This window comes from Teichococcus rhizosphaerae, assembly GCF_002631185.1.
Taxonomy (GTDB): Bacteria; Pseudomonadota; Alphaproteobacteria; order Acetobacterales; family Acetobacteraceae; genus Pseudoroseomonas; species Pseudoroseomonas rhizosphaerae.
The window spans coordinates 70545-96220 of sequence record NZ_PDNU01000008.1 but is presented as its reverse complement, the minus strand read 5'-3'; the positions used below and the strand labels follow the sequence as shown (position 1 = coordinate 96220).

Annotated in this window: 26 protein-coding genes; 16 read left to right on the top strand and 10 right to left on the bottom strand. The window is 72.9% G+C overall.

The genetic code is table 11. From position 1 onward, the window contains the following. The first annotated feature begins 93 nt into the window (after positions 1-93). Both CR162_RS07160 and CR162_RS07155 read left to right on the top strand, forming a co-directional pair. Positions 94-1764, top strand: coding sequence for a L,D-transpeptidase family protein (locus tag CR162_RS07160; protein ID WP_099094853.1), 1671 nt, complete (start codon positions 94-96; stop codon positions 1762-1764). After that, positions 1764-2345, top strand: coding sequence for a YcbK family protein (locus CR162_RS07155; RefSeq protein ID WP_099094852.1), 582 nt, complete (start codon positions 1764-1766; stop codon positions 2343-2345). The genes CR162_RS07160 and CR162_RS07155 overlap by 1 nt, the downstream gene beginning before the upstream one ends. Positions 2346-2369: 24 nt before the next feature. Here the strand turns inward: CR162_RS07155 and sugE are convergent, their stop codons facing one another. The 3 genes from sugE to CR162_RS07140 form a co-directional block, all read right to left on the bottom strand. Beyond that, entirely contained in the window at positions 2370-2684 is a 315-nt protein-coding gene (sugE, locus tag CR162_RS07150; RefSeq protein WP_099094851.1) for a quaternary ammonium compound efflux SMR transporter SugE, read from the bottom strand. A gap of 129 nt (positions 2685-2813) precedes the next feature. Beyond that, a complete protein-coding gene (locus CR162_RS07145) occupies positions 2814-4550 on the bottom strand; it encodes a dihydroxy-acid dehydratase (RefSeq protein WP_099094850.1) in 1737 nt (578 codons plus the stop codon). A gap of 32 nt (positions 4551-4582) precedes the next feature. Then, on the bottom strand, positions 4583-5299 hold the full coding sequence (locus CR162_RS07140; RefSeq protein ID WP_099094849.1) for a GntR family transcriptional regulator: 717 nt from the start codon (positions 5297-5299) through the stop codon (positions 4583-4585). Between the two features lie 128 nt (positions 5300-5427). On the opposite strand from CR162_RS07140, the gene CR162_RS07135 reads away from it, so the two are divergent. Continuing rightward, a complete protein-coding gene (locus CR162_RS07135) occupies positions 5428-6444 on the top strand; it encodes a Bug family tripartite tricarboxylate transporter substrate binding protein (RefSeq protein ID WP_099094848.1) in 1017 nt (338 codons plus the stop codon). Between the two features lie 51 nt (positions 6445-6495). Here the strand turns inward: CR162_RS07135 and CR162_RS07130 are convergent, their stop codons facing one another. Then, positions 6496-8226 carry an ATP-binding protein gene (locus CR162_RS07130; RefSeq protein ID WP_099094847.1) on the bottom strand — a complete coding sequence of 577 codons (1731 nt, stop codon included), beginning with the start codon at positions 8224-8226 and terminating at the stop codon, positions 6496-6498. A gap of 181 nt (positions 8227-8407) precedes the next feature. Next, positions 8408-9124 (bottom strand): SOS response-associated peptidase, encoded by a 717-nt coding sequence (locus CR162_RS07125; protein WP_099094846.1) that lies wholly within the window; start codon positions 9122-9124, stop codon positions 8408-8410. A gap of 206 nt (positions 9125-9330) precedes the next feature. On the opposite strand from CR162_RS07125, the gene CR162_RS07120 reads away from it, so the two are divergent. Beyond that, the gene (locus CR162_RS07120) at positions 9331-10260 is read left to right on the top strand and encodes a calcium-binding protein (RefSeq protein WP_099094845.1); all 930 of its coding nucleotides are present in this window, start codon (positions 9331-9333) and stop codon (positions 10258-10260) included. 59 nt (positions 10261-10319) lie between these two features. On the opposite strand, the gene CR162_RS07115 is transcribed toward CR162_RS07120, so the two are convergent. Further along, positions 10320-10652 carry a DHCW motif cupin fold protein gene (locus tag CR162_RS07115; RefSeq protein ID WP_099094844.1) on the bottom strand — a complete coding sequence of 111 codons (333 nt, stop codon included), beginning with the start codon at positions 10650-10652 and terminating at the stop codon, positions 10320-10322. 10 nt (positions 10653-10662) lie between these two features. Further along, on the bottom strand, positions 10663-11835 hold the full coding sequence (locus tag CR162_RS07110; RefSeq protein WP_099094843.1) for a M20 aminoacylase family protein: 1173 nt from the start codon (positions 11833-11835) through the stop codon (positions 10663-10665). 130 nt (positions 11836-11965) lie between these two features. Here CR162_RS07110 and CR162_RS07105 point away from each other — a divergent pair, with 130 nt between their 5' ends. The 8 genes from CR162_RS07105 to CR162_RS07070 all read left to right on the top strand — a co-directional run bounded on the left by CR162_RS07105 (position 11966) and on the right by CR162_RS07070 (position 18461). Further along, positions 11966-12673 carry an extensin-like domain-containing protein gene (locus tag CR162_RS07105; RefSeq protein ID WP_245870181.1) on the top strand — a complete coding sequence of 236 codons (708 nt, stop codon included), beginning with the start codon at positions 11966-11968 and terminating at the stop codon, positions 12671-12673. A gap of 107 nt (positions 12674-12780) precedes the next feature. Further along, complete coding sequence (gene rplM / locus CR162_RS07100; RefSeq protein ID WP_099094841.1) at positions 12781-13251, top strand: 50S ribosomal protein L13; 471 nt, start codon at positions 12781-12783, stop codon at positions 13249-13251. Between the two features lie 5 nt (positions 13252-13256). Beyond that, entirely contained in the window at positions 13257-13754 is a 498-nt protein-coding gene (rpsI, locus tag CR162_RS07095) for a 30S ribosomal protein S9 (protein ID WP_099094840.1), read from the top strand. 120 nt (positions 13755-13874) lie between these two features. After that, positions 13875-14825 carry an N-acetyl-gamma-glutamyl-phosphate reductase gene (gene argC, locus CR162_RS07090; RefSeq protein ID WP_099094839.1) on the top strand — a complete coding sequence of 317 codons (951 nt, stop codon included), beginning with the start codon at positions 13875-13877 and terminating at the stop codon, positions 14823-14825. A gap of 150 nt (positions 14826-14975) precedes the next feature. Beyond that, positions 14976-15509: a gamma carbonic anhydrase family protein gene (locus CR162_RS07085; protein ID WP_099094838.1), complete on the top strand. Its 534-nt coding sequence runs from the start codon at positions 14976-14978 to the stop codon at positions 15507-15509. Continuing rightward, positions 15506-16075 (top strand): hypothetical protein, encoded by a 570-nt coding sequence (locus CR162_RS07080; RefSeq protein ID WP_099094837.1) that lies wholly within the window; start codon positions 15506-15508, stop codon positions 16073-16075. Before CR162_RS07085 ends, CR162_RS07080 begins: the two co-directional genes overlap by 4 nt. A gap of 68 nt (positions 16076-16143) precedes the next feature. Next, positions 16144-16770, top strand: a complete 627-nt coding sequence (locus tag CR162_RS07075) for a hypothetical protein (RefSeq protein ID WP_099094836.1) — start codon at positions 16144-16146, stop codon at positions 16768-16770. A 101-nt stretch (positions 16771-16871) separates the two neighbouring features. Continuing rightward, positions 16872-18461, top strand: coding sequence for an ABC transporter substrate-binding protein (locus CR162_RS07070; protein WP_099094959.1), 1590 nt, complete (start codon positions 16872-16874; stop codon positions 18459-18461). Positions 18462-18518: 57 nt separating this feature from the next. On the opposite strand, the gene pdxY is transcribed toward CR162_RS07070, so the two are convergent. Beyond that, positions 18519-19379: a pyridoxal kinase PdxY gene (gene pdxY / locus CR162_RS07065; protein WP_099094835.1), complete on the bottom strand. Its 861-nt coding sequence runs from the start codon at positions 19377-19379 to the stop codon at positions 18519-18521. 217 nt (positions 19380-19596) lie between these two features. Between pdxY and rpmE the strand changes: the two genes are divergently transcribed. The 3 genes from rpmE to CR162_RS07050 all read left to right on the top strand — a co-directional run bounded on the left by rpmE (position 19597) and on the right by CR162_RS07050 (position 21815). Further along, positions 19597-19827 carry a 50S ribosomal protein L31 gene (gene rpmE, locus CR162_RS07060; RefSeq protein WP_099094834.1) on the top strand — a complete coding sequence of 77 codons (231 nt, stop codon included), beginning with the start codon at positions 19597-19599 and terminating at the stop codon, positions 19825-19827. A 227-nt stretch (positions 19828-20054) separates the two neighbouring features. After that, positions 20055-20534 (top strand): Hsp20 family protein, encoded by a 480-nt coding sequence (locus CR162_RS07055; protein ID WP_099094833.1) that lies wholly within the window; start codon positions 20055-20057, stop codon positions 20532-20534. A gap of 129 nt (positions 20535-20663) precedes the next feature. Beyond that, on the top strand, positions 20664-21815 hold the full coding sequence (locus CR162_RS07050; RefSeq protein ID WP_099094958.1) for an MFS transporter: 1152 nt from the start codon (positions 20664-20666) through the stop codon (positions 21813-21815). A 15-nt stretch (positions 21816-21830) separates the two neighbouring features. Here the strand turns inward: CR162_RS07050 and CR162_RS07045 are convergent, their stop codons facing one another. After that, a complete protein-coding gene (locus tag CR162_RS07045) occupies positions 21831-22820 on the bottom strand; it encodes a hydroxyacid dehydrogenase (RefSeq protein WP_245870180.1) in 990 nt (329 codons plus the stop codon). Between the two features lie 4 nt (positions 22821-22824). Next, complete coding sequence (locus tag CR162_RS07040; protein WP_099094832.1) at positions 22825-23859, bottom strand: tripartite tricarboxylate transporter substrate binding protein; 1035 nt, start codon at positions 23857-23859, stop codon at positions 22825-22827. Positions 23860-24242: 383 nt separating this feature from the next. On the opposite strand from CR162_RS07040, the gene CR162_RS07035 reads away from it, so the two are divergent. Next, positions 24243-25598, top strand: coding sequence for a DEAD/DEAH box helicase (locus CR162_RS07035; protein WP_099094831.1), 1356 nt, complete (start codon positions 24243-24245; stop codon positions 25596-25598). The last annotated feature ends 78 nt before the right edge of the window (positions 25599-25676 follow it).

The following is a 25676-nucleotide window of genomic DNA, read 5'->3' as shown; positions in this document are numbered from 1 at the left end:
GCGGAGGGTTGGCGTTTCAATCCTCTCCGGGCCTGAGTAACAACGGCGTATCAAGGCTGGCGATGGCGTTGGCCCGCCTGTAAGGAGAGCGGCATGCGCCGGAGAGACCTGCCTGCCCTGCTGCTCGCCGCGGCAATGCCCCTGCCTGCCCTGTTGCCGCCCGCCCAGGCCGCCGCGCCGGCGGCGCCCCGGATCAGGCCGGAGGCGATGCTGCGGCTGGCCGCGCGGCTGCGGCTGCTGACGATCGACGGCCTCTCGCCCCGCCTCTATGACATCCCGCCCGACGCGCGGATGGGCACCGACCCGCAGGGCCATGCCGCCGCCCTCCAGGCCGCCGCCGCCGCCGCCCTGGCCGACCTGGTGCAGGGCCGTGTCGCCGCGCCCCCGGGCCGCCCGGACATCCGCCGCGACCTTTCCGCCCAGCGCCTGGCGCAGTGGCAGGCGCTGCTGCGCAGCAGCCCCGAGCCGGCCGAGGTGATCGAGCAGGCGGCGCTGGCCCACCCCGACATACCGGCGCTGCGGCTGGCGCTGCAGGCCATCCGCGCGCGGGTGGAGGCGGGCGGATGGCCCGTTGTGCCGCCTGGCGGCACGCTGGACCCCGGCATGACCGACCCGGTGCGCGTCCCGGCCCTGCGCGCCCGCCTGGCGGCCGACGACACCACCCTGGCCGCCGCCCCCGATGGCGGCGAGCTGTTCGACCCGGCGCTGGACGAGGCGGTGCGCCGCTGGCAGGCGGCGCACGGGCTGGACGTGGATGGCCGCGTGGGCCCCGCCACGCTGCGGCTGATGAACCGCCCGGCCGAGGCCTGGCTCGGCCAGGTGCGCGTGGCGATGGACATGCGGCGCGGCGCCGCCCCGCCGCCCGCCGGGCGGCGCGTCGAGGTGAACATCCCCGAATACCGCCTCTGGGTGATGGAGGGAGCGCGCACCCTGCTGGAGATGCCGGTCATCGTCGGCAAGCCGGCGCGGGCCACGCCGCCGCTTGCCGTGCGGATGACGGCGGTGCAGTTCAACCCGCCCTGGGGCGTGCCCGAGCGCAACGCGCGCGAGGACCTGCTGCCGCGCTTCCGCCGCGACCCGCGCGCCATGATGGAGAAGGGCTTCCGCCTGTTCACCGTGGTCGGCGGCGAGCGGGTGGAGGTGGACCCGATGACGGTGGACTGGGCCGGCGTGAACCCCAAGCGCTTCCCCTACATCGTGCGGCAGGACGCCAGCGACGTCAGCGCGCTGGGGCGGCTGAAGTTCGTCATGCCGAACGGCGACGACATCTACCTGCACGACACGCCGGACCGCCACCTGTTCGGCCGCGGCGACCGCGCCCTGTCCTCCGGCTGCATCCGCCTCAGCCAGCCCATGGAGCTGCTGGCGCTGGTGCTGGAGGGTGCGCCGGGCTGGAACCGCGAGCGCGCCCAGCAGGCGCTGGACAGCCGGCAGACCAGCTTCGTGAGCCTGTCGCGCGCCCTGCCGGTGCGGCTGGCCTACACCACCGTGACGGCGGAGGGCGGGCTGGTGCGCGTCCGCCCCGACATATACGGGCTGGATGCCGACTATCTGCGGCTGCTGGACCAGCGCCGCCCGCCTGCCAGCCCGGCGGCGCCACCGGCGGCCCCGCCGCTGGCACAGGGCGCCCCCGCCAGGGCGGCATCCCGGACCGCCGCCGTTCCCGCCACTCCCGCCCTGGCGCATCCGGCGCCGGAACAGTTCCGCCCCGCCCATGCCGAGGCTTCCGCCCAGGCAGAGGCGACCAAGCTCGCGAGCCCTTGATGCCGTTCGGACGACACAAGCCCCAGGACTGCCCCTGCTGCGACCCCGCCCTGGCCGGGCGGCGCGAGGTGATCACCGCCGGCCTCGGCCTGCTGGCCTGCGCGGCGGTGCCGCGCGCGGCCCGCGCCGCGCCGCCGCTCGCCCCGGTGCGCAGCCTGCGGGTGGAGCGCAGCTACACCGAGGACAGCTTCGACGGCGTTTACTTCCGCAACGGCCGCTACGACCGCGAGGCGCTGCACAAGCTGGACTGGGTGTTCCGCGACCTGTCCGCCGCCGAGGTGACGCCGATGGACCCGCGGCTGTTCGACGTGCTGCACGCCGTGGCGCAGCAGCTCGACGCCACGGAGGCCTTCGTCATCTCCAGCGGCTACCGCACGCCGGAGCGCAACAGCCAGCTCCGCTCCAGCCGCGTCTCGACGGTGAGCCTGCACATGTCGGGCATGGCCGCCGACTTCCGCCTGCCGGGGCGCAACGCCTATGGCGTGGCGCGCGCCGCCGCGCAGATGCAGGTGGGTGGCGTGGGCCTCTACCGCCGCGAGGGCTTCGTGCATCTCGATTGCGGCCCGCCCCGGCGCTGGTAGGGCGGGCCGCGCGCACCCGCCGGATCAGCCGGCCAGCTTCAGCCCGATGATGCCGCCCGCGATCAGCGCGATGCAGAGCAGGCGTGCGGCGGTGGCGGGCTCGCCGAACAGGGCGATGCCCAGGACCGCCGTTCCCACCGTGCCGATGCCGGTCCACACCGCATAGGCGGTGCCGAGCGGCAGGCCGCGCAGCGCCAGGCCCAGAAGGCCAAGGCTGGCCGCCATGCTCGCCACCGTCAGCACGGTGGGCACGAGGCGGGTGAAGCCCTGCGTGTATTTGAGGCCGACGGCCCAGCCGATTTCCAGAAGGCCCGCCAGGGCCAGGTAGATCCAGGACATGGGGAAGGACCCCTCCCGAAGGTGGCGGGGCCGTCCCTGCCGTGACCGATGCGCGGGGAGGCCGTCCTCCCGGCCCCCTATCTAGGCGCTTCGGGGCCGGGTTGCAGCCCCGCGTCGCGCTTGCCCCGCTCAGTCGGTGGCACGGCCGGCGGACGGGCAGGAAGGCTCAGCGCGCAGGAAGTCGAGGTCGCAGCCCTCATCGGCCTGCAGCACCTGCTCCTTGTAGAGCCGGGCATAGCCGCGCTTCGGCATGGCGGCGGCGGCGGGCGCCTCGGCGCGGCGGCGGGCCAGCTCCGCCTCCTCCACCAGCAGGTCGATGCGCCGCTCCTTCACCGACAGGCGGATGCGGTCGCCGTTCCGCACCAGCCCGAGCGGCCCGCCCGAGGCGGCATCCGGCGAGACGTGCAGCACGATGGTGCCGTAGGCGGTGCCGGACATGCGGGCGTCCGAGATGCGGACCATGTCCTTCACCCCGGCGCGCGCCAGCTTGGCGGGGATGGGCAGGTAGCCCGCCTCCGGCATGCCGGAGGGCGAGAGCGGACCGGCGTTCTGCAGCACCAGGAAGTCGTCCGCCGTCACGTCCAGGTCGGGGCTGTCGATGCGGGCGGCGAGGTCCTCCAGCGAGGTGAAGACGACGGCGCGCGCCTCCTTCTCGAACAGCTTCGGATCGGCCGCAGCGCGCTTGAGGATGGCGCCGCGCGGGGCGAGGGAGCCGAACAGGGCCACCAGCCCGCCTTCCGGCTGCAGCGGCTCCTCCCGCGTGCGGACCACGGCGCGGTCCACATAGCCGGGCTCGGCGGCCAGCCGCTCGCCCAGCGTCTCGCCCGTCACGGTCAGGGCGTCGAGGTGCAGCAGCGGCTTCAGCTCCCGCAGCACGGCGCCGATGCCGCCCGCCACATGCAGGTCCTCCATGTAGAAGGGGCCGGTGGGCTTGAGGTCCACCAGCACGGGGGTGGTGTCGGACAGCGCGTTGAGCCGGTTCAGGTCCACCGTGATGCCGGCGCGGCCGGCGATGGCGGTGAGGTGGATGATGGCGTTGGTCGAGCCGCCGATCGCCAGCAGCACGCGCAGCGCGTTCTCCACCGACTTCTCGGTGATGATCCGGTCGGGCGTGATCCGCTTCGCCGCCAGCATCATGGCGGCGGCGCCGGAAGCCTCGGCGGCGCGGATGCGGTCGGCATGCACGGCGGGGATGGCGGCGGTGCCGGGCAGCATCATGCCCAGCGCCTCGGCCAGCGATGCCATGGTGGAGGCGGTGCCCATCACCGCGCAGGTGCCGGCGGTGGTGGCGAGGTTGCCCTCCACCTCCTCGATGGTGTCGGCGTCGATCTCGCCGGCGCGGAACTTGGCCCAGAAGCGGCGGCAATCGGTGCAGGCGCCGAGCCGCTCGCCGCGCCAGCGCCCGGTCATCATCGGGCCGGTCACCACCTGGATGGCCGGCACGTTGGCCGAGACGGCGCCCATGAGCTGCGCCGGCACCGTCTTGTCGCAGCCGCCCACCAGCACCACCGCGTCCATCGGCTGGCCGCGCACCATCTCCTCGGTGTCGATCGCCATCAGGTTGCGGAAGAACAGGCTGGTGGGGTTGAGGAACACCTCGCCGAGCGAGATGGTGGGGAACTCCAGCGGCAGGCCGCCGGCCGCCAGCACGCCGCGCTTCACCGCCGCCACCAGCTCCGGCACCTGGCGGTGGCAGTTGTTGAACTCGGAATAGGTGGCGGCGATGCCCACCACCGGCTTGCGCAGCAGCTCGGAGGAAAGGCCCATGGAGCGCGCCATGGACAGGCGCAGGTAGCGCGCGAAATCCATGTCGCCATAGTTGGTCAGGCCACGGGTCAGGCCGACGGGCTCGGGCTTCTCGGTCATGGGCAGGGCTTCCTCAGGGGTTCGGGCGGCCATCAGCCGAGCAGGGCGGGGTGCTGGCTGAGATAGGCTTCGCGGGCGGGGGCGAAATGCGCGGCGCAGAGCGCGACCAGGGCGCCGCGCTCGCCACGCTCCAGCGCGCCGAGCATGGCGGCGTGCTGGTCGCGCGCCCATTCCATGCTGCTCCGGCTGCGCAGGTTGGCATAGCGGATCACCTGCGCGCGCTGGCCCAGCTCCTCGATGGTCTCGGCCAGGAACAGGTTGCCGCAATGGGCGAAGAGCGCGCGGTGGAAGGCGAGGTCGGCGCGGAACACGGCCCGCGCATCGCCGGCGGCGACGGCGGCGGCGTGCTTCTGTTGCAGGCCGCGCAACGGCGCCAGCGCGGCCTCCTCCAGCGGCAGCGGGATCAGCGCGGCGGCCTGGGTTTCCAGCATCTCGCGCAGGGCATAGAGCTGGCGCACCTCGGCCGGGTTGTAGGCCTTCACCAGCGCGCCGCGGTGCGGGATGCGCTCGATCAGCCGCATCCGCTCCAGCTCGGCCAGGGCCTGCCGCACCGTGTGGCGCGTGGCGCGGAAGCGCTCGGCCAGCTCCTCCTCGATCAGCCGCTCGCGCGTGTGCAGGCGGCCGAAGACGATGTCCTCCTCCAATGCCGCGGCGATGGCGGCGGGCAGGGGAAGGGCACCCTCATCTCGGGCAGAATCATTCCAGGCTATGTCATTCCGGGCGACGTCATTTCGGGCGGCATCGGCCATGCGCGTGGCTTTCGTGGTGCGCGGTGTCGGTCAGGTTAATCGTCAATGAGATTGTCGACAATGCCGTTGACTCGTCTGGCCGAGACGGAAAGAGTGGGCGCCGAAAGAAAACTTCTGGAGGACGTTCCATGCGCAACCCCGCTTCGCAGGGCGCTTTGCCGCGCCGTGGCCTCGGCGCCCTCGCCCTGGCCGGCACCCTTTCGGCCGCCGGCTTCCGCCCCGCCCGGGCCGCCGCCTATCCGGACCGCGCCATCACCGTGGTGGTGCCCTTCGCGCCGGGCGGCGCCACCGACCTCGCCGGCCGCGTGCTGGCCGACCGCATGGGCCCGCTGCTTGGCGGCGACGGGCGCGCCCTGGTGGAGAACAGGCCCGGCGCCGGCTCCAGCCTCGGCGCCGACTATGTCCGCCGCGCCCGGCCGGATGGCTACACGCTGCTGGTGGGCTCCGCCTCCACCCTGGCGGTGGCGCCGGCGGCGCAGCCCAACATCGCCAGATACCATCCGGTGGAGGACTTCACGCCCATCGCCATCGTCGGCACCAGTGCCATGGGGCTGGTGGTGCCGGCCGCCTCGGGCATCAGGAGCGTGCCGCAGCTGATCGCCCGGCTGAAGGAGAAGCAGGGGGCGGATGGCTATGCCAGCTCCGGCGTCGGCGGCGTGTCGCACCTCGCCTCCGCGCTGTTCGTGCAGATGGCGGACGCGCCCGCCAACCACATCCCCTATCGCGGCGGCAGCTCGGTGGCCGAGGCGCTGCTGAAGCAGGAGGTGGTGTTCGCCATCGACCAGATCGCCTCCGTCATCGGCCAGATCCGCGATGGCGGCCTGACCCTGCTGGCGGTGACCACGGAAACGCGGGACGCGGCCTTCCCCGACGTGCCCACGCTCGCCGAGGCGGGGGTGCCGGGCTACGCGCTTTCCACCTGGACGGCGATGGTGGGGCCGAAGGGGCTGCCGCCCGAGGTGGCGGCGGCGCTGAACAAGGCGGCGAACGCCGCGCTGAGCGAGCCCACCCTGCGCGAGCGGCTGTCCAGCAGCGGCACCGACCCGCGCAACGACAGCACGCTGGAAAGCGCCGCCGCCTTCCTGGCGCAGGAGTTCGACCGCTTCAAGGCGGTGGTGCAGCGCACCGGGCTGAAGCTGGACTGACGGGGCGGCGCGGCCCTCCCGGGCGGGAGGGCCGCGCCTCGGGCCAGTGCCTCAGATGGGCGCCTCCGCGCCCGCCTCGGCCGGGGCGGGCGGCAGGGTGAGGAGGGCGGTGCGCATGGCCTGCTCGGCGTCCGGCCAGCCGGTCTCGATGTCATCCCCCGCCAGGGTCAGGCTTTCCGGCGAGAGCAGGGCGCGCAGATGCGCCTCCCGCCAGGCCTTGGGCTGGTCGCGCTTGGCCAGGCCATAGGCCAGGGCGCGCACCACCCGCAGCACCATGGCGCGCTCCGCGATGGTCTGCGCCGCGTCGCTCGCGGCCTCGGGGTCCACGGTCGCGGGGGCCAGCGCCAGCAGCCGCCCGGCCAGGGCCGGCACGGCGGGATAGGCCAGGTTGATGTGCAGCTGGTGCGTCTCGGCGTAGTAGGCGGCGGCGCGGTGGGTCAGCTCGCGGTCGGCGAGTTCCGCGGGGTCGCGCAGCAGGAACAGCGCGGGCGGCGTTTCCAGCACCGGGGCGGGCGGCGGCGCCTGGGGTCCGGCCTTGGCGGCGGGATCGGCGGGCTGCGCCGGGGGTGCGGGCGGCGCCGCGCCGGGCATGCCCGGCTTCGGCGGCGGGCGGCGGCGCTGCACCTCCATCTCCTCCAGCATGGCGCGCATCATCTCCCGCACCTCGTCGAGATAGAGCGCATCGGGCGAGGCATCGGCCAGAAGCCTGGCCAGCCAGCCGGGGATGTGGCGCGAGACGAGGCCGGCATAGTCCATCAGCCGCAGCTGGGCCTGGGTGCCGGCGCGGTAGCGCAGGAACTCGCGATAGGCTTCCGGCTGCACCGGATAGTCGTCCGGCAGCTCGACAAGGACGATGACGTGGCGCGCGGCGAAGGGGATGCCGAAGCTCGGCGCCTCGCGCCGCCACACATTGCCGCGCGCCACCGCATACATCTCGTTCTGGTGCACGACGGCGCCGAGGCTCTCGTGCAGCATCACGCCTTCCTTGCGCGGCAGGGCCGGATCGTAGGCGTAGTGCAGCACGATGCCGTCCGGCCCCTTCACGGCCTCGTAGTGCTCGAGCCGCGCCAGCCGCTCGGCCAGGCTCACCACCGTCAGCGGCTGCGCGAGCCGCGCGATGCCGGGCCCGATGACGACCTCGGTCCCGGCGGGAAAGCGGAAGAAGCGGTGGCCGATGGTGTCGGGCAGCCAGTGGGCCGGGCTGCGCGGATGGCCGTTATAGGGGTCGGCCGCCGTGTTCTGCTCGGGCGCGTTGCCCAGCAGCACCACCTCGGTCCACTCCCGGTCGAGCGGGCGGCCCTCGGCGGCGGCGCTTTCGGTGACATGGATCACCTCGCGCATCTGCCCGTCCGGACCCGGCCGCAGCAGGCGGCCATAGACACCCTCATACTTGCCGATCATCACTTCCTGCACCGTGCCCTTGCGGGCCGAGCGGTAGCGCATGCCGTTCTGGTTGGAGGGCAGGGAGGCCACCTTGGCGCCCATGCCGAAATTGCGGTCGAGCCCGGTCTCCTTGCGGATGGAGGCGGCGATGTCGCACATCCGGTAGAGCTCGGGGCCGGTCAGGCCGGTGCCGCTGTTCCAGATGGCGAGCTTGGGCGTGCCGCCGACCGGAACGGTGGAGAACTCGACCCGCCGCTCGCCCTCCGGCGCCGACTGCGCCGCTTCCAGCGCGTTCTGGAGCAGCTCGCGGATCATCATGGTCTTGGGGCAGCGCTCGATCATCGAGGCCACCAGGAAGTCCTCGTCCTTGACGCGCAGCTTGGTGACGGTGGCGCTCACTCTGCATTCTCCCCTGCGGCGGCTCGACGGAGCCGCGGTCGAGATCGGGCTGCCGGCCTGGCGGCCCGGCCAGATCCGGACATGTCAGCCACGCCCATCATATGGGAAGGGGGGGCGCCATGACAGGCAAAGGTCCAGGCCATGGCCGGGCGGTGCCTTTTCCCCTCCGCGGCGTGGCCGGCTATGGCGGCGGGTAGGGCGGGGCATCGTCGAGCTCCGGCGGCGGCGTGGCCGCCGGGTCGCGCGCGATCAGCCCCGCGTCGTTCTCGGCGAAGCGGCCGACACGCGCCGCCACCGGCCAGCAGGCGAGATCCTCCGGCGGGCTCGGGCGCAGCAGCGCCAATGGATCGCCCTCCGCCTCGCCGAGCCAGACGGGCCAGTCCTCGCGCGGCAGGATCACCGGCATGCGGTGGTGCACCAGCGCCTGCTTGGCATTGGCTTCCGTCGTGACGATGCTGAAGCTGCGCAGCCATGCGCCGTCCGGCTGCTGCCAGCCCTCCCACAGCCCGGCCAGCGCCATGGGCGCGCCGTCGCGCAGCGCCACGGCATAGGGCTGCTTGCGCTTGCCCTCCTGCCGCCACTCGTAGAAGCCATCGGCGGGCACGAGGCAGCGGCGGCGGGCGAAGGCCTCGCGGAAGGAGGGCTTCTCCGCGATGCCCTCGCTGCGCGCGTTCATCAGCTTCGCGGCGCCGGAGGCATCCCTGGCCCAGCGCGGCACCAGCCCCCAGCGCAGCACGCCCAGATGCCGCGCGCCGCTTTCCGGGTGGCGGCGCACCACCAGCGAGTCCTGCGTCGGCGCCACGTTCCAGGAGGGCGGATGGTTCGGGAATGGCGGAACGGCCTCGAAATACTCCGCCAGGCGCTGCGGATCGCGTTGCAGGAAGAAGCGGCCGCACATGATGGATCTCCCTTCTGCCGCCGATCCTAGCCGCCGCGAGGGCGCCGGGCGAGGCGGGCACGCCGCGTTCCACCCTTCTGGGATCAGGCTCACGGCATGGTAATTTCGGAATCGAATTGAGATTCGATAGATGCAGGTCCCGGCCCGTGAAATGGAAGCCGGATCCGCTCAAGCTTGGCGCGGATGTTTCGAGGGGAGCGAGGATTATGGGTTTCGCCAAGTACCTGACATCGGACTGGCTGCACTACACCCGGCCCGTGGTGAACTGGATCAACGACAAGCTGTTCTATGGCACGCGCGGCGACGACACGATCAGCCGCGAGGATGGCGGCCTGTTCGTCTTCGGCCTCGGTGGCGATGACGAGATTACCGTCGACAACCGCGCCGGCCCGGATGAAGAGGGCAACACCGTGGCGGGCGGCACGGGGGACGACACCATCAGCGCCTCCGGCAGCGGCAACCGGCTGCTGGGCGAGACGGGGGACGACACCCTCAGCACCTTCGGCAGCGGCAACACGGCGCTCGGCGGCACGGGGAACGACACCATCTCGCTGAGCGGCCAGAACGCCAATGGCAACGCCGCCTATGGCGGCAGCGGCGACGACACCCTCTCCGCCTTCGGCTACGACAACATCCTCAATGGCGGCACGGGCGCCGACGTGCTGAGCAGCCGCAGCTTCAGCGTCGGCCAGGGCATCCAGGTCAGCGACGGCACGGTGATGACGGGCGGCGCCAACACCGACCGCTTCGTGCTCAACAACACCAGCAGCCTTTCCGTGCAGGACGATGACGGCAACGACGTCGTCTCCGCCGGCGACACCTTCCGCGGCGTGATCGACGTCATCACCGACTACCGCTCGGGCGAGGTGATCCAGACCGGCGCCACCACCCGCGAGAGCGGGCCCGTGGCGCTGGACGAGCTGATGACCATCCCCTCCGGCAATCTGGGCGCCGTGCTGGGAGCGGGCGAATACGCGCTGTTCCGCGGCGAGCTGACCGAGGCTGGTGTCTTTTCCGTGGCCGGGGCGGGGCCGGACCTGCTGATGATCTACGAGGCCGCGGGCGCCCCGGATTCCACCGCGAGCGGGGCGGTGGTGCTGCGCGACTATGCGTCCGACGACGTGCTGATCGCCTGAGCGCGCCGCGCGCCGGGCGGGCCGCGAAGGCCCGCCCGGGCGATGCCGGCCGCGCGGGATCAGTCCACGATGAACAGCGTGGCCCCGGTTTCGGTGGCGGAGCGGTGCGCCGCGTCGCCGAAGTCGGAGACCATGTAGCTCATCCCCGCCGTCAGCTCGGTGCGCCGCCCGTCCCTCAGCTCGCTGACCAGCGCGCCGGAAACGACATGGATGACGTGGCCCCGGTCGCACCAATGGTCGGCCACATAGCCCGGCGAGTATTCCACCAGCCGCACGCGGATGTCGCCGATGGCGAAGCTGCGCCACAGCGCGTGGCCGGTTTCGCCCTCGTGCCGGGTGGGCTCCACCGCCGACCAGTCGATGGCGGTGAAGGGCAGGGGCGGGATCCTCACGGCGCCGGCCTCAGCCGCGCGGCAGGAGCTGCTCGGCCAGCGCCGCGAAGAAGCTGGCGCCCACCGGCAGGACCGCGTCGTTGAAGTCGTATCGCGGGTGGTGCAGCCCGGCATCCGCATCGGTGCGGCCACTGCCCAGCATCAGGTAGGAGCCGGGCTTGGCGTTCAGCATGAAGGCGAAGTCCTCGCCGCCCATGGTGGGCTTGGGCAGCTCCCTGACGTTCGCCTCGCCCACCACGGCGGCGGCGGCGCGGCTGGCGAGCTCCGTCGCCCCCGCCTCGTTGATCGTCGAGGGATACATGCGGAAGAAGCGCACATCGGCGCTGGCGCCGAAGGCGGTGGCGATGCCGGAGGCGATCTCCGTCACCTTCTTCTCCAGGATGTCGCCCACCTCGGGCAGGAACCAGCGGGCGGTGCCGCGCAGGCTGACCGTCTCCGGGATCACGTTGAAGGCGTTGCCGCCCTCGATCTTGCCGATGGTGACGACGCCCGCCTCCACCGGCTCCACGTTGCGCGCCACGACCGATTGCAGCGCGGTGACGATCTGCGCCGCGATCACCACCGGGTCGTTGCCCATGTGCGGCATGGCGCCATGCGCGCCCTTGCCGGTGATGGTGATCTCGATGTCGGCCACCGCCGCCATCACCGGGCCGGCCCGCCAGCGCATCTCGCCCGCCGGCAGGCTCGGCCAGTTGTGGATGGCGAAGACGCGGTCCATCGGGAAGCGCTCGAACAGCCCTTCCTTCACCATCACCTCGGCGCCGCCGCCCATCTCCTCGGCCGGCTGGAAGATGACATGGACCGTGCCGGCGAAGTTGCGGGTCTCGGCCAGGTACCTGGCGGCGCCCAGCAGCATGGCGGTGTGGCCGTCATGGCCGCAGGCATGCATCTTGCCGGGGATGGTGGAGGCATGCGGCACGCCGCTCTCCTCCAGGATCGGCAGCGCGTCCATGTCGGCGCGCAGGCCGATGGCGGGGCCGGCGCCCTGCCCGCGGATGACGCCGACCACGCCCGTCCTGGCGATGCCGGTGATCACCTCGTCCACGCCGAAGGCGCGCAGCTTCTCGGCGACGATGCCGCTGGTGCGCACCTCCTCGAAGGCCAGCTCGGGGTGGCGGTGGAAATCCTGCCGCCAGGCGGTCATCTCGTCATGGAAGTCGGCGATGCGGTTCAGCACGGGCATGGGGCGGGTTCCGTCCGGTCGGTGTGCGGCGAAAGGCGCAGCTTTGCGGCGAGTGGCGGTGCGCCGCAAGGGGAGGGGGTTTGCCGGCGGCCGGGGCGGGGCCAATTGATGGGGGATGCTTCGCCGGGTCGTGATCCTCCTCCTCCTGCTGGCCCTCCTGGTGCCGGCCGGGCTCTACCAGGCCGGGGTGCTGCGCCTGCCGCCGCGATGGGACCCCCGCGCGCCCCTCGACATCCGCGACACGCCCACCCTGGTGACGCACTGGAAGCTGGCCCGGCTGGAATGGCAGCCCTCCGCCTGCCTCGCCGCGCTGGAAGCCTCCAGGCTGGAGATGCCGCGGGTGCCCGACCGTGCCTCGGACACCGGCTGCCCGATCGCGAACGCCGTGCGGCTGGAGGCGGGGGAGGTGGCGCTCAGCCCCGCGCGCCCGGTGGTGACCTGCCCGCTGGCGGTGGCCTGGGCGATGTTCGAGCGGCACGCGCTGCAGCCGGCGGCGCGGGCGCATTTCGGCCAGGGGGTGCGGAGCGCGCGGCACCTCGGCACCTACAACTGCCGCAACGTCTATCACCGGCAGGGCGGGCGGCGCAGCCAGCACGCCACGGCCAATGCCATCGATATCGCAGGCTTCACCCTGGCCGATGGGCGCGGCATCACCCTGCTGCGCGACTGGGGGGAGGAGGAGGGGGCGGAGGCGGCGCATGGCACGCCCGCCGCCTTCCTGCGCGATGTGCGCGACGGCGCCTGCCGCTACTTCAGGGCGGTGCTCGGCCCCGACTACAACGCGCCGCACCGCGACCATTTCCACCTGGACCGGGGGCGCTGGTCGCGCTGCTCCTGAGAGGGGTGGAGCAATACGGTATTATGATACCACATCTTTTTCCTTGACCCCGCGGCGCGTTGCACCGATAACCCGCCCCATCTTTCCAGGACTAAGCAAAGCAGATCATGCTCACCACGCAGACCCGCTCGCTGAAGCCGGCGGAGGTCAAGAAGGACTGGGTGCTGATCGATGCGGACGGGCTCGTGCTCGGCCGCCTCGCGGCGCTCGTGGCCAACCACCTCCGCGGCAAGCACAAGCCGCAGTTCACGCCGCATGTCGATTGCGGCGATCATGTCGTCATCGTCAACGCCGAGAAGGTGAAGGTGACCGGTAACAAGGCCGAGCAGTCGGTCTTCTACTGGCACACCGGCTATCCCGGCGGGATCAAGGAGCGCACCCTGCGTGAGCGCCTCGAGGGCCGTTTCCCCGAGCGCGTGATCGAGAAGGCCGTGGAGCGCATGATCACCCGTGGCCCGCTGGGCCGTCGGCAGATGAAGAACCTGCACGTCTATGCGGGCGCCGAGCACCCGCATGCCGGCGCGCAGCCCCAGACGCTGGACGTCGCCGCCCTGAACCGCAAGAACAAGGTGGCCTGAAGATCATGAGCGAACAGACCACCGCCACTTCGCTGTCCGAGCTGAAGAACCTGGTCGCCGGCACGCCTGCCGCCGGCGAGGCCTCGGCCGCCCCGCGCGAGCCGAAGAAGGACCAGTTCGGCCGCTCCTACGCGACCGGCCGCCGCAAGAACGCCATCGCGCGCGTCTGGGTGAAGCCGGGCAAGGGCACTGTCGAGATCAACGGCAAGGCCGCCTCCAAGTACTTCGCCCGCCCGGTGCTGCGCATGCTGATCGCGCAGCCCTTCCTGGTGGCCGACCGCTACCAGCAGTTCGACGTGTACTGCACGGTTGTCGGCGGCGGCCTGTCCGGCCAGGCCGGCGCGGTGCGGCACGGCATCAGCCGGGCGCTCACCAACTTCGAGCCGGGCCTGCGCCCGATCCTGAAGAAGGCCGGCTTCCTGACCCGCGACCCCCGCGTCGTCGAGCGCAAAAAGTACGGCAAGGCCAAGGCCCGACGCTCCTTCCAGTTCAGCAAGCGCTGACGCTGGCGGGCCGGCGTTGGCGCCGGCCCGGTCAAGGGCTGTTCATCGGCAAGGGCGGGTCCGCGAGGGCCCGCCCTTTCTGCTTTCCTGTTATCGTCACCGACCCTGAAGGAGGGCCAGATGGCCAAGGGTTCCGTTCCCGCGATCTTCATCGACGGCGAGGCCGGCACGACGGGCCTGGGCATCCGCCAGCGCCTCGAGGCGCTCCCGGGCATCGCCCTGCGCTCGATCGATCCCGCGCAGCGCAAGGACCCCGAGGCCAAGCGCGCCCTGATGGCCGAGGTGGACCTGGTGGTGCTCTGCCTGCCCGACGACGCGGCCAAGGAAAGCGCCGCCATGGCCGCGAGCCTCGGCGCGGAGGCGCCCAAGCTGCTGGATGCCTCCACCGCCCACCGGGTGGATGCCGGCTGGACCTATGGCTTCCCCGAGCTTTCGGCCGAGCAGGCGGCGGCGGTGGCGGCCAGCCCGCGCGTTTCCAACCCGGGCTGCTACCCCACGGGCGGCATCGCCCTGCTGCGGCCGCTGGTCGATGCCGGGCTGATCCCCGCCGACCACCCGCTCACGGTGAACGCCGTGTCCGGCTATTCCGGCGGCGGCAAGTCGATGATCGAGGCCTATGAGTCCGGCACGGCGCCCGCCTTCGAGCTGTACGGGCTGGGGCTGGAGCACAAGCACCTGCCGGAGCTGCAGAAATACTCCGGCCTGACGCGGCGGCCGATCTTCGTGCCGAGCGTCGGGAACTACCGGCAGGGCATGCTGGTTTCCATCCCGCTGCACCTGGACACCCTGCCGGGCCGGCCTTCGCCGGAGGACCTGCAGGCGGCGCTGGCGGCGCGCTATGCGGGGTCGCCCTGGGTGAAGGTCGTGCCCGCCACGGCCAATGGCAAGCTGGAGCCGGAGGCGCTGAACGACAGCAACGCCCTGGAGCTGCGCGTGTTCGGCAACGCGGCGCGGCACCAGGCGGTGCTGGTGGCGCGGCTCGACAATCTCGGCAAGGGCGCCTCGGCGGCCGCGGTGCAGAACATCGGCCTGATGCTGGGGCTGGAGCAGGCGGCCCAGAAGGCGGCCTGACGCGGGGCGGGGAAGCCCCTTCTGCCCGGCGCCGGATGAGAGGATGATGCGGGTGGGGAGCGGCACTCCCCGCCCATGCCCGCCACCCTGCGGCGGGCTAAACCAATGGCGGGGCCAACCCCGCCGCAGCGCGAGGATACCGTCACGCCCATGGCTCCGCTCCATCCCTTCGAAGGGCGCCTGCCCACCATCGATCCGAGCGCCTTCGTCGCGCCCAGCGCCGCCGTGATCGGCGATGTCGAGCTGGGGGCGGATGCCAGCGTCTGGTATCACTGCGTGCTGCGCGGGGACACGAACTTCATCCGCGTCGGCCCGCGCAGCAACATCCAGGACGGCACCATCGTCCATGTGAATGCCGGCACCCATCCCACCATCATCGGCGCGGACGTCACCATTGGCCATGCCTGCATCATCCATGCCTGCACCCTGCACGACCGCGCCTTTGTCGGCATGGGGGCCACGGTGCTGGACGGGGCGGTGATCGAGGAGGGCGGCATGCTGGGGGCCGGCGGACTGCTCTCGCCGGGCAAGCGGATCGGCGCCAACGAGCTGTGGCTCGGCTCGCCCGCCCGCAAGGTGCGGGTGATGGACGCGGAGGAGCGCGCCCGCTGGGACCGCACCGCCGCCCATTACGTGGAGCTGGCCAAGCGCCACCGCACCTCCCTGGCGGGCACGGGCGCGTGACGCCGCGCTGCGCCGCGCTGGCGGCCGGGCTGGCGCTGCTCGCCGGCTGCGCCCTGGCGCCGCCCGAGCCGCCGGTGACGCTGCCCCCTGTGGCGGCGCGCGGCGCGCCGGCGCCCGCCACGGCCGCCGTGCGCGGCGCGGCGGCGGCCTTTTCCGCGCCGGAGCGGCTGCATGGCCGCCCGGCGCTGGCGGCCATCGCGGTGGCGCAACTCGAATACCTCGCGGTGGAGCTGCCTTCCGGCCGCTGGGGCGAGGTAGGCATGGTCTCGCCCTCGCTGCTGGCGGCGCGGCAGGAGGTGCGCGGCGCCCTGGGCATTTCCTCGGGCGCGGACCCCCAGGCGGTGATCGATTCGCTGGCGGCGGCGGCCACGGCGCCCGGCGGCGACCCGGCGGCGCCCGCCCTGCTGCCGCGGACCCTGTTCCCGCTGGGCGGCGAGGAGACGTGGCGCCGGCTGGGGCGGCTCCCCCGCCTGCCACAGGCCAATGCGGCGACCCTGCGCGCGCTCCGCCACTGGGAGTTCGGGCCGGAGGAGCCGTTCGACATCAGCAGCCTCCGCCGCTTCTGAAAGGCGGGTTTTTTGGCGGATGGCGGCGGCTGCGGCATGCTGCCCGCCTTGATGTGGAGTGCCCCGCCATGCGCCGAGTCCCGACCTTCCGCCTGATGGCGCTGCCGCTGGGGCTGCTGCTGGGCGCCCTGCTGCTGCCGGGCTGCGAGCGGCTGGGCGCTGAGCTGCGGACGCCGCGCCCGCGGGTGAGCCTGCCGCTGGAGCTGGTGCCCGGCGCCGAGGACCCGCTGCGCAGCGCCGCCCGCCTTTCCGCCGCCGCCTTCGCCGACCAGGGCGCTGGCCTCCAGGGCCGCCCCGCCGAGACCGCCCGCGCCGCCGCGCGGCTCGAATACCTGGCCCAGGCCCTGGCGAGCGACCCGCGCTACAGGGCGCTGCCGCCGGGGCTGTCGCTCGCCCTGCGCGGCGCGGTGGCCGAGCTGCGCGCGGCGCTGGGGCTGGCCGAGGCGGCGCTGCCGGAACAGGCCATCGCCGCCCTGGCACAGGCCGCCCGCGCGCTCGATGGCGGCGGCGATGCGCGGGCCGCGCTGGCCCCGCCGCTCTTTCCCGCCGGACCCGAGGCCACGCTGCGCCGGCTGCGCGAGCCGGGCCCGCTGCCCGAGGCCGCCATCGCCACCGGCCGGACGGAGGAGGCGATCCGCGCGCTCGACGCGGGCAGCGGCTGGACGGTGACGCCGGAGCGCTCCCTGCCGCGCTGAACGCCGCCCCGCCGCATTCCTTCCCCCATCCTTTTCCTTCAAGGGCGGCCGTGAATATGCAGAATGCCGCCTTTCACGATCCGCATATCGGGGAGTTTCTCATGCAGCGACGCAGTTTCCTGGCTGGAGCCGCGGGCCTTGCCGCCGCGGCTCCGCTCGCGCGGCCGGCCCTGGCGCAGGGCGAGGCGAATCAGGTGCTGCGCTTCATCCCGCAGGCGGATCTCAGCATCATCGACCCGCTGAACACCACCGCCTACCCGACGCGCAACCACGGGCATCTCTGCTGGGACACGCTGTACGGGCTGGACCTCGACTTCCGCCCGCAGCCCCAGCTCGCCGCCGGCCACACGCTGGAGGATGACGGGCGGCGCTGGACCTTCACCCTGCGCGAGGGCATCCGCTTCCACGACAACGAGCCGATCCGTGCCGCCGACGCCGTGGCCTCGATCCGCCGCTGGATGCTGCGGGACACGCATGGCCAGACCCTTGCGCAGCGCCTGGAGGAGATCCGCGCGCTGGATGACCGCCGCTTCGAGATCCGCCTGAAGCGCCCCTTCGGGCCGATGCTGGACGCGCTGGCCAAGGCCTCGTCCTACCCCTGCTTCATCTATCCGGAGCGCTTCGCCGCGCAGGACCCGGGGCGCGCCTTCACCGAGGTGGTGGGCTCCGGCCCCTACCGCTTCGTGGCGGAGGAGCGGGTCTCGGGCAGCCAGGTCATCTATCGCCGCTTCGAGGGCTACAAGCCGGCCGAGGGCGCGGTCAGCCTGACGGCGGGGCCGAAGCTCGCGCTGTTCGAGCGGCTGGAGTGGAAGCACATCCCCGACCCCGCAACCGCCGCCGCCGCCCTGCAGGCGGGTGAGGTGGACTGGTGGGAGCAGGTGGCGCCGGACCTCCGCCCGCTGCTGCGGCGCGGCCGCAACATCACGGTGGACCGCCTGGACTACGGCGGCACGGTGGCGATGCTGCGCCCCAACCACCTGCACCCGCCCTTCGACAACCCGGCGCTGCGCCGCGCCCTGCTGCCGGCGATCCACCAGGCGGACTACATGACCGCCATCATGGGCGACAACCGCGACCTGTGGCATGAGGGCGTCGGCTGCTTCCCCGAGGGCAGCCCGATGGCCTCCGATGCCGGGATGGAGGCGCTGACCGGCCCGCGCGACCTCGACGCGGTCAGGCGCGCGGTGAAGGCGGCGGGCTACAAGGGCGAGAAGGTGGTGATGCTGCACCCCACCGACATCGTCAACAACAACAACCTGACCGCCGTGGCGACCGACATGCTGCAGCGCGCCGGGCTGAACGTGGAAAGCGCGACCTCCGACTGGGGCACCCTGCTGCAGCGCCGCTCCAACAAGAACCCGCCGGACCAGGGCGGCTGGGGCGCGCTGATCGTGCTGTTCGGCGGCATGGACCTGTCGAACCCGGCCGGCCACCCGCTGCTGCGCGCCAACGGGCAGAACGCCTGGTTCGGCTGGCCCACCGCGCCGAAGCTCGAGGCGCTGCGCGACCAGTGGTTCGACGCGCCGGACCTCGCCGCGCAGCAGCGCATCGGCCGCGAGATCCAGCTGCAGTTCTTCCAGGACGTGCCCTACTACCCGCTGGGCCAGTATCTCATCGACAGCGCCTGGCGCAGCAACCTGACCGGCCACCGCAAGGGCATGGCGCTCCCCCTCAACGTGAAGCGCGCCTGAGGCGGACGCAGGAAAGGGAACGGGCCAGGGGGAGGGTGCCTCTCCCCCGGCCCCGCCTCAGCAGCCTTCGGGCATGAACACCCGGCTCGGTGCCACGAACTCCTCCTGCGCCGCCACGGTGAGGATCTCCCGCGACGCCGCCTCCGAGGTCCGCCGCAGCAGCCCGTAGATGGAGGAGGCGGCAGCCCCCAGCGCCACGCTGGCGCTGCCGCTCTTGAGCCGGTGGAACAGGAACAGCGCGGCGATGGCGTCGCCCGCGCCGTTCACCGAGAGCGGCAGCATCGGCGTCGCCACGCGGTGGAACCCGCCGCCCTCGGCCGCCAGCATCTCGATCCGGTCCTCCGGCGTCTCGGCCACGCGCAGCGAGGTGACGAGCACGCAGCGCGGCCCGCCCGGCGCCATGGTGGCCTGCAACGCCGCCACCGCCGTCTTCGCCTCGGCCAGGGTGGTGACGGGCAGCCCGGTCAGCCATTCCAGCTCGAACTGGTTCGGCGTGATGATGTCCGCCGCCGGCACGGCGCGGTCGCGCATGAACTCGGGGATGCCGGGGCGGACGAACACCCCGCGCCCCACATCGCCGATCACCGGGTCGCAGCAATAGAGGGCGCGCGGGCTGGCCGCCTTCACCTTCGCCACCGCGTCGAGGATGGCATCGCCGATGGCGGCGTCGCCCATGTAGCCGGACAGCACCGCGTCGCAGCGGGGCAGGGCGCCGCGATCCTCGATGCCCTGCACCAGGTCGCGCACCAGCTCGGCGCCGAACACCTGGCCGCGCCAGGAGCCGTAGCCGGTGTGGTTGGAGAACTGCACCGTGTTCACCGCCCAGACCTCCGCGCCGAGACGTTGCAGCGGAAACACCGCCGAGGCATTGCCGACATGCCCATAGGCGACCCAGGACTGGATGGAGAGGATGTTCATGCGCCTGCCCGGTGGTTGAATCGGGGATCGAGACGGGGAGGAGCCCCGCCGGCCAAGCTGTAGGAAGGGGCGTGGGGCGGGTCAATCGGCGCCGAATCCGCTCATCCGGCGCCCCTGGACCCGTGGCATTGGTTGCGCCCGGGGGGCGCTGCCTGTAGAAGCGGCGCTTCCGTGCGGCCGGTCGGCATCGGCTGCTCCATAAACAGACGAGTGCGCCATGAAGCCCGATATCCACCCGGACTATCACGAGATCACCATCATCATGACCGATGGGACCACCTACAAGACCCGGTCCTGCATGGGCAAGGAGGGTGACACCCTTCGCCTGGATATCGACCCGAAGTCGCACCCGGCCTGGACCGGCCAGCAGCGCATCATCGACACGGGCGGCCAGATCGCCAAGTTCAACAAGAAGTTCGCCGGCATCGGCGCCCGCAAGAAGGCCTGATTCCAGCCTCTTGCCGAGGCCCGCGGGCCTCCCGGCCAAGTGAATTTTCCGCAGCGCCACTCCCTTGAAGCAGGGGGTGGCGCTTTCTATTTTCAGCCCTGCCAGCGGTGCCCGGATCGGGGCCGCAGGTGTGGTCCAGATGCGCCGGGGTCGCCCTTGTGGGGCCCGGACGACGCAGCGGGCCGCAACGCAACGGACCCTTGCTTGGATTGAGAAGGCTCCAGACCATGAACGCTTTCGACACCGCCCCCCTGTTCCGCTCCGCCATCGGCTTCGACCGCCTGACCCGGCTGATCGACACCGCACGCGCCGCGTCCGAGGGGCCGGCCTATCCGCCCTACAACATCGAGAAGACCGCCGAGGACGCCTATGTCCTGACCATGGCGGTGGCTGGCTTCGGCCCTGAGGACCTGGAGATCACCACCCAGGACAACGTGCTGGTCGTTTCCGGCAAGATGGCGCCGGTGAACGAGCAGGAGCGCCGCTTCCTGCACCGTGGCATCGCCGGCCGCGCCTTCGAGCGCCGTTTCGTGCTGGCCGACCACATCCAGGTGGAGGGCGCCGACCTCGCCAACGGCCTGCTCAACGTAGCGCTGAAGCGCCAGGTGCCAGAGGCGCTGAAGCCCCGCCGCATCGCCATCGGCGCCGCGCAGCCGCGCCAGCAGCCGGTGCTCGAGGGCAAGTCCGAGGACAAGGTCGCCGCGTAACCACGCAGATTGAACGGCTGATGGGCCGGGGTGGCGACACCCCGGCTTTTTCGCGCGCCGAAGCCTGGCCAGGACTTGCCGCGCGGCGCCGCCCCCCGGATGCTGCCCCGCACCCTTCGCTGCCGGGCCATGATCCAGGACACAGAGAAATTCCGCACCGTGACGGCGCTGGGTATCGCCCAGACCCTCGCCTGGGCGTCCTCATACTATCTCCCCGCGATCCTGGCCCGGCCGATGGCGCAGGAGCTCGGCCTCTCCACCTCCGCCATCTACGCCTATTTCTCCATGGCGCTGCTGCTGACGGCGCTGCTCGGCCCCGCCACCGGCCGCATCATCGACCGGCGCGGCGGGCGGGGCGTGCTGGCGGCCTCCAACCTCGTCTTCGCCGCCGGGCTGGGCACGTTGGCTGTGGCGCAGGGCCCGCTCGGGCTGGGGATCGGCTGGGGGCTGCTCGGCATCGGCATGGCGATGGGGCTGTACGATGCCGCCTTCGCCACCCTGGCCGGGCTTTACGGCGCCCTGGCCAAGGGGCCGATCACCGGCGTCACGCTGTTCGCCGGCTTCGCCTCCACCGTGGGCTGGCCGCTCAGCACCCTGCTGGACGCGGAACTGGGCTGGCGCGGTGCCTGCCTGGTCTGGGCGGCGCTGCATCTGGGTCTGGGCCTGCCGCTGAACCGGCTTCTGGTGCCTCCCGCGCCGCCCCCCGCGCCAAAGTCCGAGACCGGGGGCCAGGCCGCGCCGGCGCCGCCCCGGGCGATGTGGGTGCTGGGCTTCGTCTTCGCCGCCACCGGCATCGTCACCGCCGCCATCGGCGCGCACCAGCCGGCGCTGCTGGCCGCCGCCGGCGCCACGCCCGAGGCCGCGCTGCTGGCCGCCTCGCTCACCGGGCCGGCGCAGGTGGGGGCACGCTTCCTCCAGTTCAGCCTGCTGCGGGCGCTGCATCCGCTCTGGATGGCACGGGCGGCCTGCGTCATCCAGGGCATCGGGGCGCTGGCCCTGCTGTTCCTGGGCGGGCCGGCGGCGGCGGCCTTCGCGCTGCTGCATGGCGGCGGCAACGGGCTGCACACCATCGCCAAGGGCACGCTGCCGCTCGCCGTGTTCGGGCCGGTGGGCTATGGCCAGCGGCAGGGCATCCTGTCCGCGCCCGCGCGGCTGTTGCAGGCAGGGGCGCCGCTGCTGTTCGGCCTGCTGATGGAGGCCCATGGCGCCGCGGCGCTGTGGCTGACCACCGGCCTCTGCTTCGCGGCCTTCGCCGCCCTCTTCGCGCTGCGCGCGCGCTGAGGGCGGCGGCTCCGCTCAGGCGTTGCGCCGCAGCGCCTCGGGGTTGATCAGCGCGTCCGGGTCCGGCGCGCCGGCCAGGAAGTCCAGCACGTTGCGGGCGGAGGCGGTGGCCATGCGCTGCAGCCCCTCGGCGGTGCTGGCGGCCACGTGCGGCGTCATCACCACGTTCGGCAGGCGGAGCAGCGGGATCGGCGCCGGCATCGGCTCGACCTGCACCACGTCGAGCCCCGCGCCCGCGAGATGGCCGGAGCGCAGCGCCGCCTCCAGCGCCGCCTCGTCCACCAGCGTGCCGCGCGCGGCGTTGATCAGCACGGCGCCCGGCTTCATCGCCGCCAGGAAGCCGGCATCCACCATGTTCCGCGTCTCGGCGTTGGAGGGGCAGTGGAGGGTGACGATGTCCGCCTCCGCCAGTGCCGCCGGCAGGTCGCGCGCCGGCTCGTAGCCCAGGCCGCGGATGGTGTTGGCGGGGATGAAGGGGTCGTGCACCCGCACCCGCAGCCCGAAGGCGGCGCAGAGGCGCGCCACCCGCGTGCCGATCCGCCCGAAGCCCAGGATCAGCACGGAGCGCCCGCCGAGGTCGAAGGTGGCGGACTGGCCGGGCACGCGCCATTCGCCGCGCCGCACGCCCGCGTTGAAGGCCACCACCTGCCGGGACAGGGACAGCATCAGCATCATCGTGTGCTCGGCCACCGAGGAAGCGTTGGCCTCCGGCGTCACGGCCAGCAGGATGCCGCGCTCGGTGAGCGCCGGCACGTCCACATTGTCATAGCCGACGCCGTGGCGGCAGACGAAGCGCAACCGCGGCGCGCGGTCGAGCAGGGCGCGGTCCACCGCCATGCCGCGCACGATCATCGCCTCCGCCTCGGCCAGATGGGCGGGCAGGGTGTCGGGCGTCAGCGCCTCGGGCGGCAGCAGCTGCACGCCGGCGGCCATGCGCAGCATCTCCAGGCCGTCGCGGTGGATCGGGTCCGGCACCAGCACGGTGCGGAGCGGCATGTGGGCCATGGGGTTATCCGTTGCTCCAGGGGCGGCGGCGGAAAAGCTCGCGGACCGTTTCCGCCTCGCGCAGCGCGTTGGCGCGGTATTCGGCGCCGGTGAGGAGGCGCATCGGCAGGTTCAGCCGCGCCGCCTCCTCCAGGAAGGCGGGGTCCGCCAGTGTTGCGCGGAAGGCGGCCACCAGCGCCGAGGCGATCTCCTCCGGCAGCCCGGGCGGCGCCACGAAGCCGCGCGCCGAGCCGCTCACCACGGCGAAGCCCTGCTCCCGGAAGGTCGGCACCTCCGGCATGGCGGACCAGCGCTCCGGCGCGGCGGCGCCGAGACAGCGTGTGCGCCCCTCGCGCAACAGGGCGATGCCCTCGCTGAGATTGTAGGAGGCCACGTCGAGCTGGCCGCCCAGCAGGTCGCGGATCACCGGGGCGGTGCCGTTGTAGGGCGCGTGCAGGGCGCGGACCCCGGCGGCCTCCTCGAAGGCGAGGAGCAGCTGGTGGTCGTCCGAGCCGATGCCGGCGGCGGAGCCCACCGAGACCGCCTCCCGCGCCCGGCGCGCCGCGTCCCGCAGGTCGGCCAGGCTGCGCAGGGGGGAATCGGCGCGCACCCAGAAGGCGCCGGGGTCCTCCACGATCTGCGCGAGATAGGTGAACTCCTCCACCTTCCAGCGCGCCGGGCGCTCCAGCGGGATGGAGCTGAAGGAAAGGGTGGCGATGGCGCCCAGCGTGTGGCCGTCCGGCCGCGCCGCGAAGATCGCCTCGTTGCCCGTCTGCCCGCCGGCGCCGGCGCGGTTGGTGACGATGAAGCGCGCGCCGGGCAGGTGGTTGGGCAGGTGCTTCACCGCCAGCCGCGCCATGATGTCGATGCCGCCGGCGGGCGGGTAGGGAACAATGATCTCGATCGGCCGGGCGCCGGGCCAGCCGGACGCTCCCTGCCCAGCCTGGCCCGCATCGGGCTGGGCCGTGGCGGGCTGGGCCTTGGCGGGCTGGATCAAGGCGGGGCTGGCCAGCGCCGGCAAGGGAAGGAGACAGGCGAGGAGGCCGCGGCGGCTGGGCATGGCGTGGGGTCCCGGGATCGTTCCTGCGGGGCTCGCTTTGCCGGCCCCGGCCCCTGGATGGGGCTCTGCGGCGGGCACGCTAGAGCATGGGGGGCTGGCTGGCTATGGCGGCCGGTTGGCCATGGCTGCCCTGCGCGCGCGTCTTCGCACTTGCGTCAGGCCACGGCCGCGCGCATATCAGGCGCGCCGGCCTCCATGGGGAAGCGCCGGCCGCGCCCTGGCTGCGTGAACGGACCGCCCGCCCACTTCGTGGCGGCGGCCATGCCAGGGCCCCGGGACAAACCCCCCGGACCTTCTCCCTTCGGTACGACCCATCCACGCGGGGCGTCCTGACCCGCAACCGGTGCGGCCGTCATGGCGCGCGCCGAATCTTGGATTTGTCGATGACCGATTTCACGTCCCTCGGCCTGGCCGAACCGCTGCTGCGCGCCCTGGCCCAGGAAGGCTACGCCACCCCCACCCCGATCCAGGCGCAGGCGATCCCGCTGGTGCTCTCGGGCCGCGACCTGCTGGGCATCGCCCAGACCGGCACGGGCAAGACGGCCGCCTTCGCGCTGCCGCTGCTGCACCACCTGGCCGACCGCAAGGCGCCCGCCCCGCGCGGCGGCTGCCGCGCCCTGATCCTGTCGCCGACGCGCGAGCTGGCCTCGCAGATCCACGACAACATCCGCGCCTATGGCCGCTTCCTCGGCCTGTCCTCCACCGTGATCTTCGGCGGCGTCGGCGCGCGGCCGCAGGTGCAGGCGCTGAGCCGGGGCGTGGACGTCCTGGTGGCGACGCCGGGCCGGCTGCTCGACCACGTGCAGACGGGCGCCGCCCGCCTCCAGGGCGTCGAGATCCTGGTGCTGGACGAGGCCGACCAGATGCTGGACCGCGGCTTCTGGCCCGCCATCCGCAAGCTGACCGGGCTGATGTCGAAGAACCGGCAGACGCTGTTCTTCTCCGCCACCATGCCCACCGAGATCGCCCGGATCGCCGATGAGCTGCTGAAGGACCCCGCCAAGGTGTCCGTCACGCCCGTGGCCTCCACGGCCGAGCGGGTGGAGCAGCGGCTGATCCACATCGACGCCAGCCAGAAGCGCGTGCTGCTGGCCGAGCTGCTGCGCGACTCCGCGATCGGCCGCGCGCTGGTCTTCGCCCGCACCAAGCACGGCGCCGACCGCGTGGCCAAGCACCTGGTGGCCGAGGGCATCAACGCCCACGCCATCCATGGCGACCGCAGCCAGGGCCAGCGTGAGCGGGCGCTGGCCGAGTTCCGCAACGGCCGCGCGCCGATCCTGGTGGCGACCGACATCGCCAGCCGCGGCATCGACGTGGACGGCGTGACGCATGTGTTCCAGTTCGACCTGCCGGACACGCCCGAGGCTTACGTCCACCGCATCGGCCGCACCGCGCGGGCCGGCGCCAGCGGCGAGGCCATCGCCTTCTGCGCGCCGGACGAGGTGGTGAAGCTGAAGGCGGTGGAGAAGCTGATCGCCATGAAGATCCCGGCCGAGGACCGCCGCAGCCCGGCGGCCCGCGCCGAGGCCGAGGCGGCCCAGCCCAAGAAGCAGCCTCCGCGCGGCCGTGGCCCCCGCCCGCAGGGCGCCGGCGCCTCCGCCCGTCCGCAGGGTGCCGGCCCCTCCGCCCGCCCGCAGGGCCCGGCGCGGCGCGGCGGCCGTGGCATGCCGCCCGCCGCCGCCGGCGCGCGCAAGGACCGCAACTGGCGCGACGGCGACTTCCGCGACTCCTCGCGCTGACGGGAGCAGGCGGGGAGGCGCGCGCCGTCCCCGCCACGCCCCGCGCCGCCGGAAACCGCTTTCCCGGCTGTGTGCGAT

Bases quoted from the DNA above. Each gene is read 5' to 3' on its own strand.
- CR162_RS07160 (WP_099094853.1), top strand. From the start codon at position 94: ATGCGCCGGAGAGACCTGCCTGCCCTGCTGCTCGCCGCGGCAATGCCC.
- CR162_RS07040 (WP_099094832.1), bottom strand. From the start codon at position 23,859: ATGCCCAGCCGCCGCGGCCTCCTCGCCTGTCTCCTTCCCTTGCCGGCG.
- CR162_RS07075 (WP_099094836.1), top strand. From the start codon at position 16,144: ATGCGCCGAGTCCCGACCTTCCGCCTGATGGCGCTGCCGCTGGGGCTG.
- CR162_RS07035 (WP_099094831.1), top strand. From the start codon at position 24,243: ATGACCGATTTCACGTCCCTCGGCCTGGCCGAACCGCTGCTGCGCGCC.
- CR162_RS07125 (WP_099094846.1), bottom strand. From the start codon at position 9,124: ATGTGCGGCCGCTTCTTCCTGCAACGCGATCCGCAGCGCCTGGCGGAG.
- CR162_RS07110 (WP_099094843.1), bottom strand. From the start codon at position 11,835: ATGCCCGTGCTGAACCGCATCGCCGACTTCCATGACGAGATGACCGCC.
- CR162_RS07085 (WP_099094838.1), top strand. From the start codon at position 14,976: ATGGCTCCGCTCCATCCCTTCGAAGGGCGCCTGCCCACCATCGATCCG.
- CR162_RS07055 (WP_099094833.1), top strand. From the start codon at position 20,055: ATGAACGCTTTCGACACCGCCCCCCTGTTCCGCTCCGCCATCGGCTTC.
- CR162_RS07145 (WP_099094850.1), bottom strand. From the start codon at position 4,550: ATGACCGAGAAGCCCGAGCCCGTCGGCCTGACCCGTGGCCTGACCAAC.
- rplM (WP_099094841.1), top strand. From the start codon at position 12,781: ATGCTCACCACGCAGACCCGCTCGCTGAAGCCGGCGGAGGTCAAGAAG.
- CR162_RS07140 (WP_099094849.1), bottom strand. From the start codon at position 5,299: ATGGCCGATGCCGCCCGAAATGACGTCGCCCGGAATGACATAGCCTGG.
- CR162_RS07155 (WP_099094852.1), top strand. From the start codon at position 1,764: ATGCCGTTCGGACGACACAAGCCCCAGGACTGCCCCTGCTGCGACCCC.
- argC (WP_099094839.1), top strand. From the start codon at position 13,875: ATGGCCAAGGGTTCCGTTCCCGCGATCTTCATCGACGGCGAGGCCGGC.
- sugE (WP_099094851.1), bottom strand. From the start codon at position 2,684: ATGTCCTGGATCTACCTGGCCCTGGCGGGCCTTCTGGAAATCGGCTGG.
- rpmE (WP_099094834.1), top strand. From the start codon at position 19,597: ATGAAGCCCGATATCCACCCGGACTATCACGAGATCACCATCATCATG.
- pdxY (WP_099094835.1), bottom strand. From the start codon at position 19,379: ATGAACATCCTCTCCATCCAGTCCTGGGTCGCCTATGGGCATGTCGGC.
- CR162_RS07050 (WP_099094958.1), top strand. From the start codon at position 20,664: ATGATCCAGGACACAGAGAAATTCCGCACCGTGACGGCGCTGGGTATC.
- rpsI (WP_099094840.1), top strand. From the start codon at position 13,257: ATGAGCGAACAGACCACCGCCACTTCGCTGTCCGAGCTGAAGAACCTG.
- CR162_RS07045 (WP_245870180.1), bottom strand. From the start codon at position 22,820: ATGGCCCACATGCCGCTCCGCACCGTGCTGGTGCCGGACCCGATCCAC.
- CR162_RS07135 (WP_099094848.1), top strand. From the start codon at position 5,428: ATGCGCAACCCCGCTTCGCAGGGCGCTTTGCCGCGCCGTGGCCTCGGC.
- CR162_RS07120 (WP_099094845.1), top strand. From the start codon at position 9,331: ATGGGTTTCGCCAAGTACCTGACATCGGACTGGCTGCACTACACCCGG.
- CR162_RS07070 (WP_099094959.1), top strand. From the start codon at position 16,872: ATGCAGCGACGCAGTTTCCTGGCTGGAGCCGCGGGCCTTGCCGCCGCG.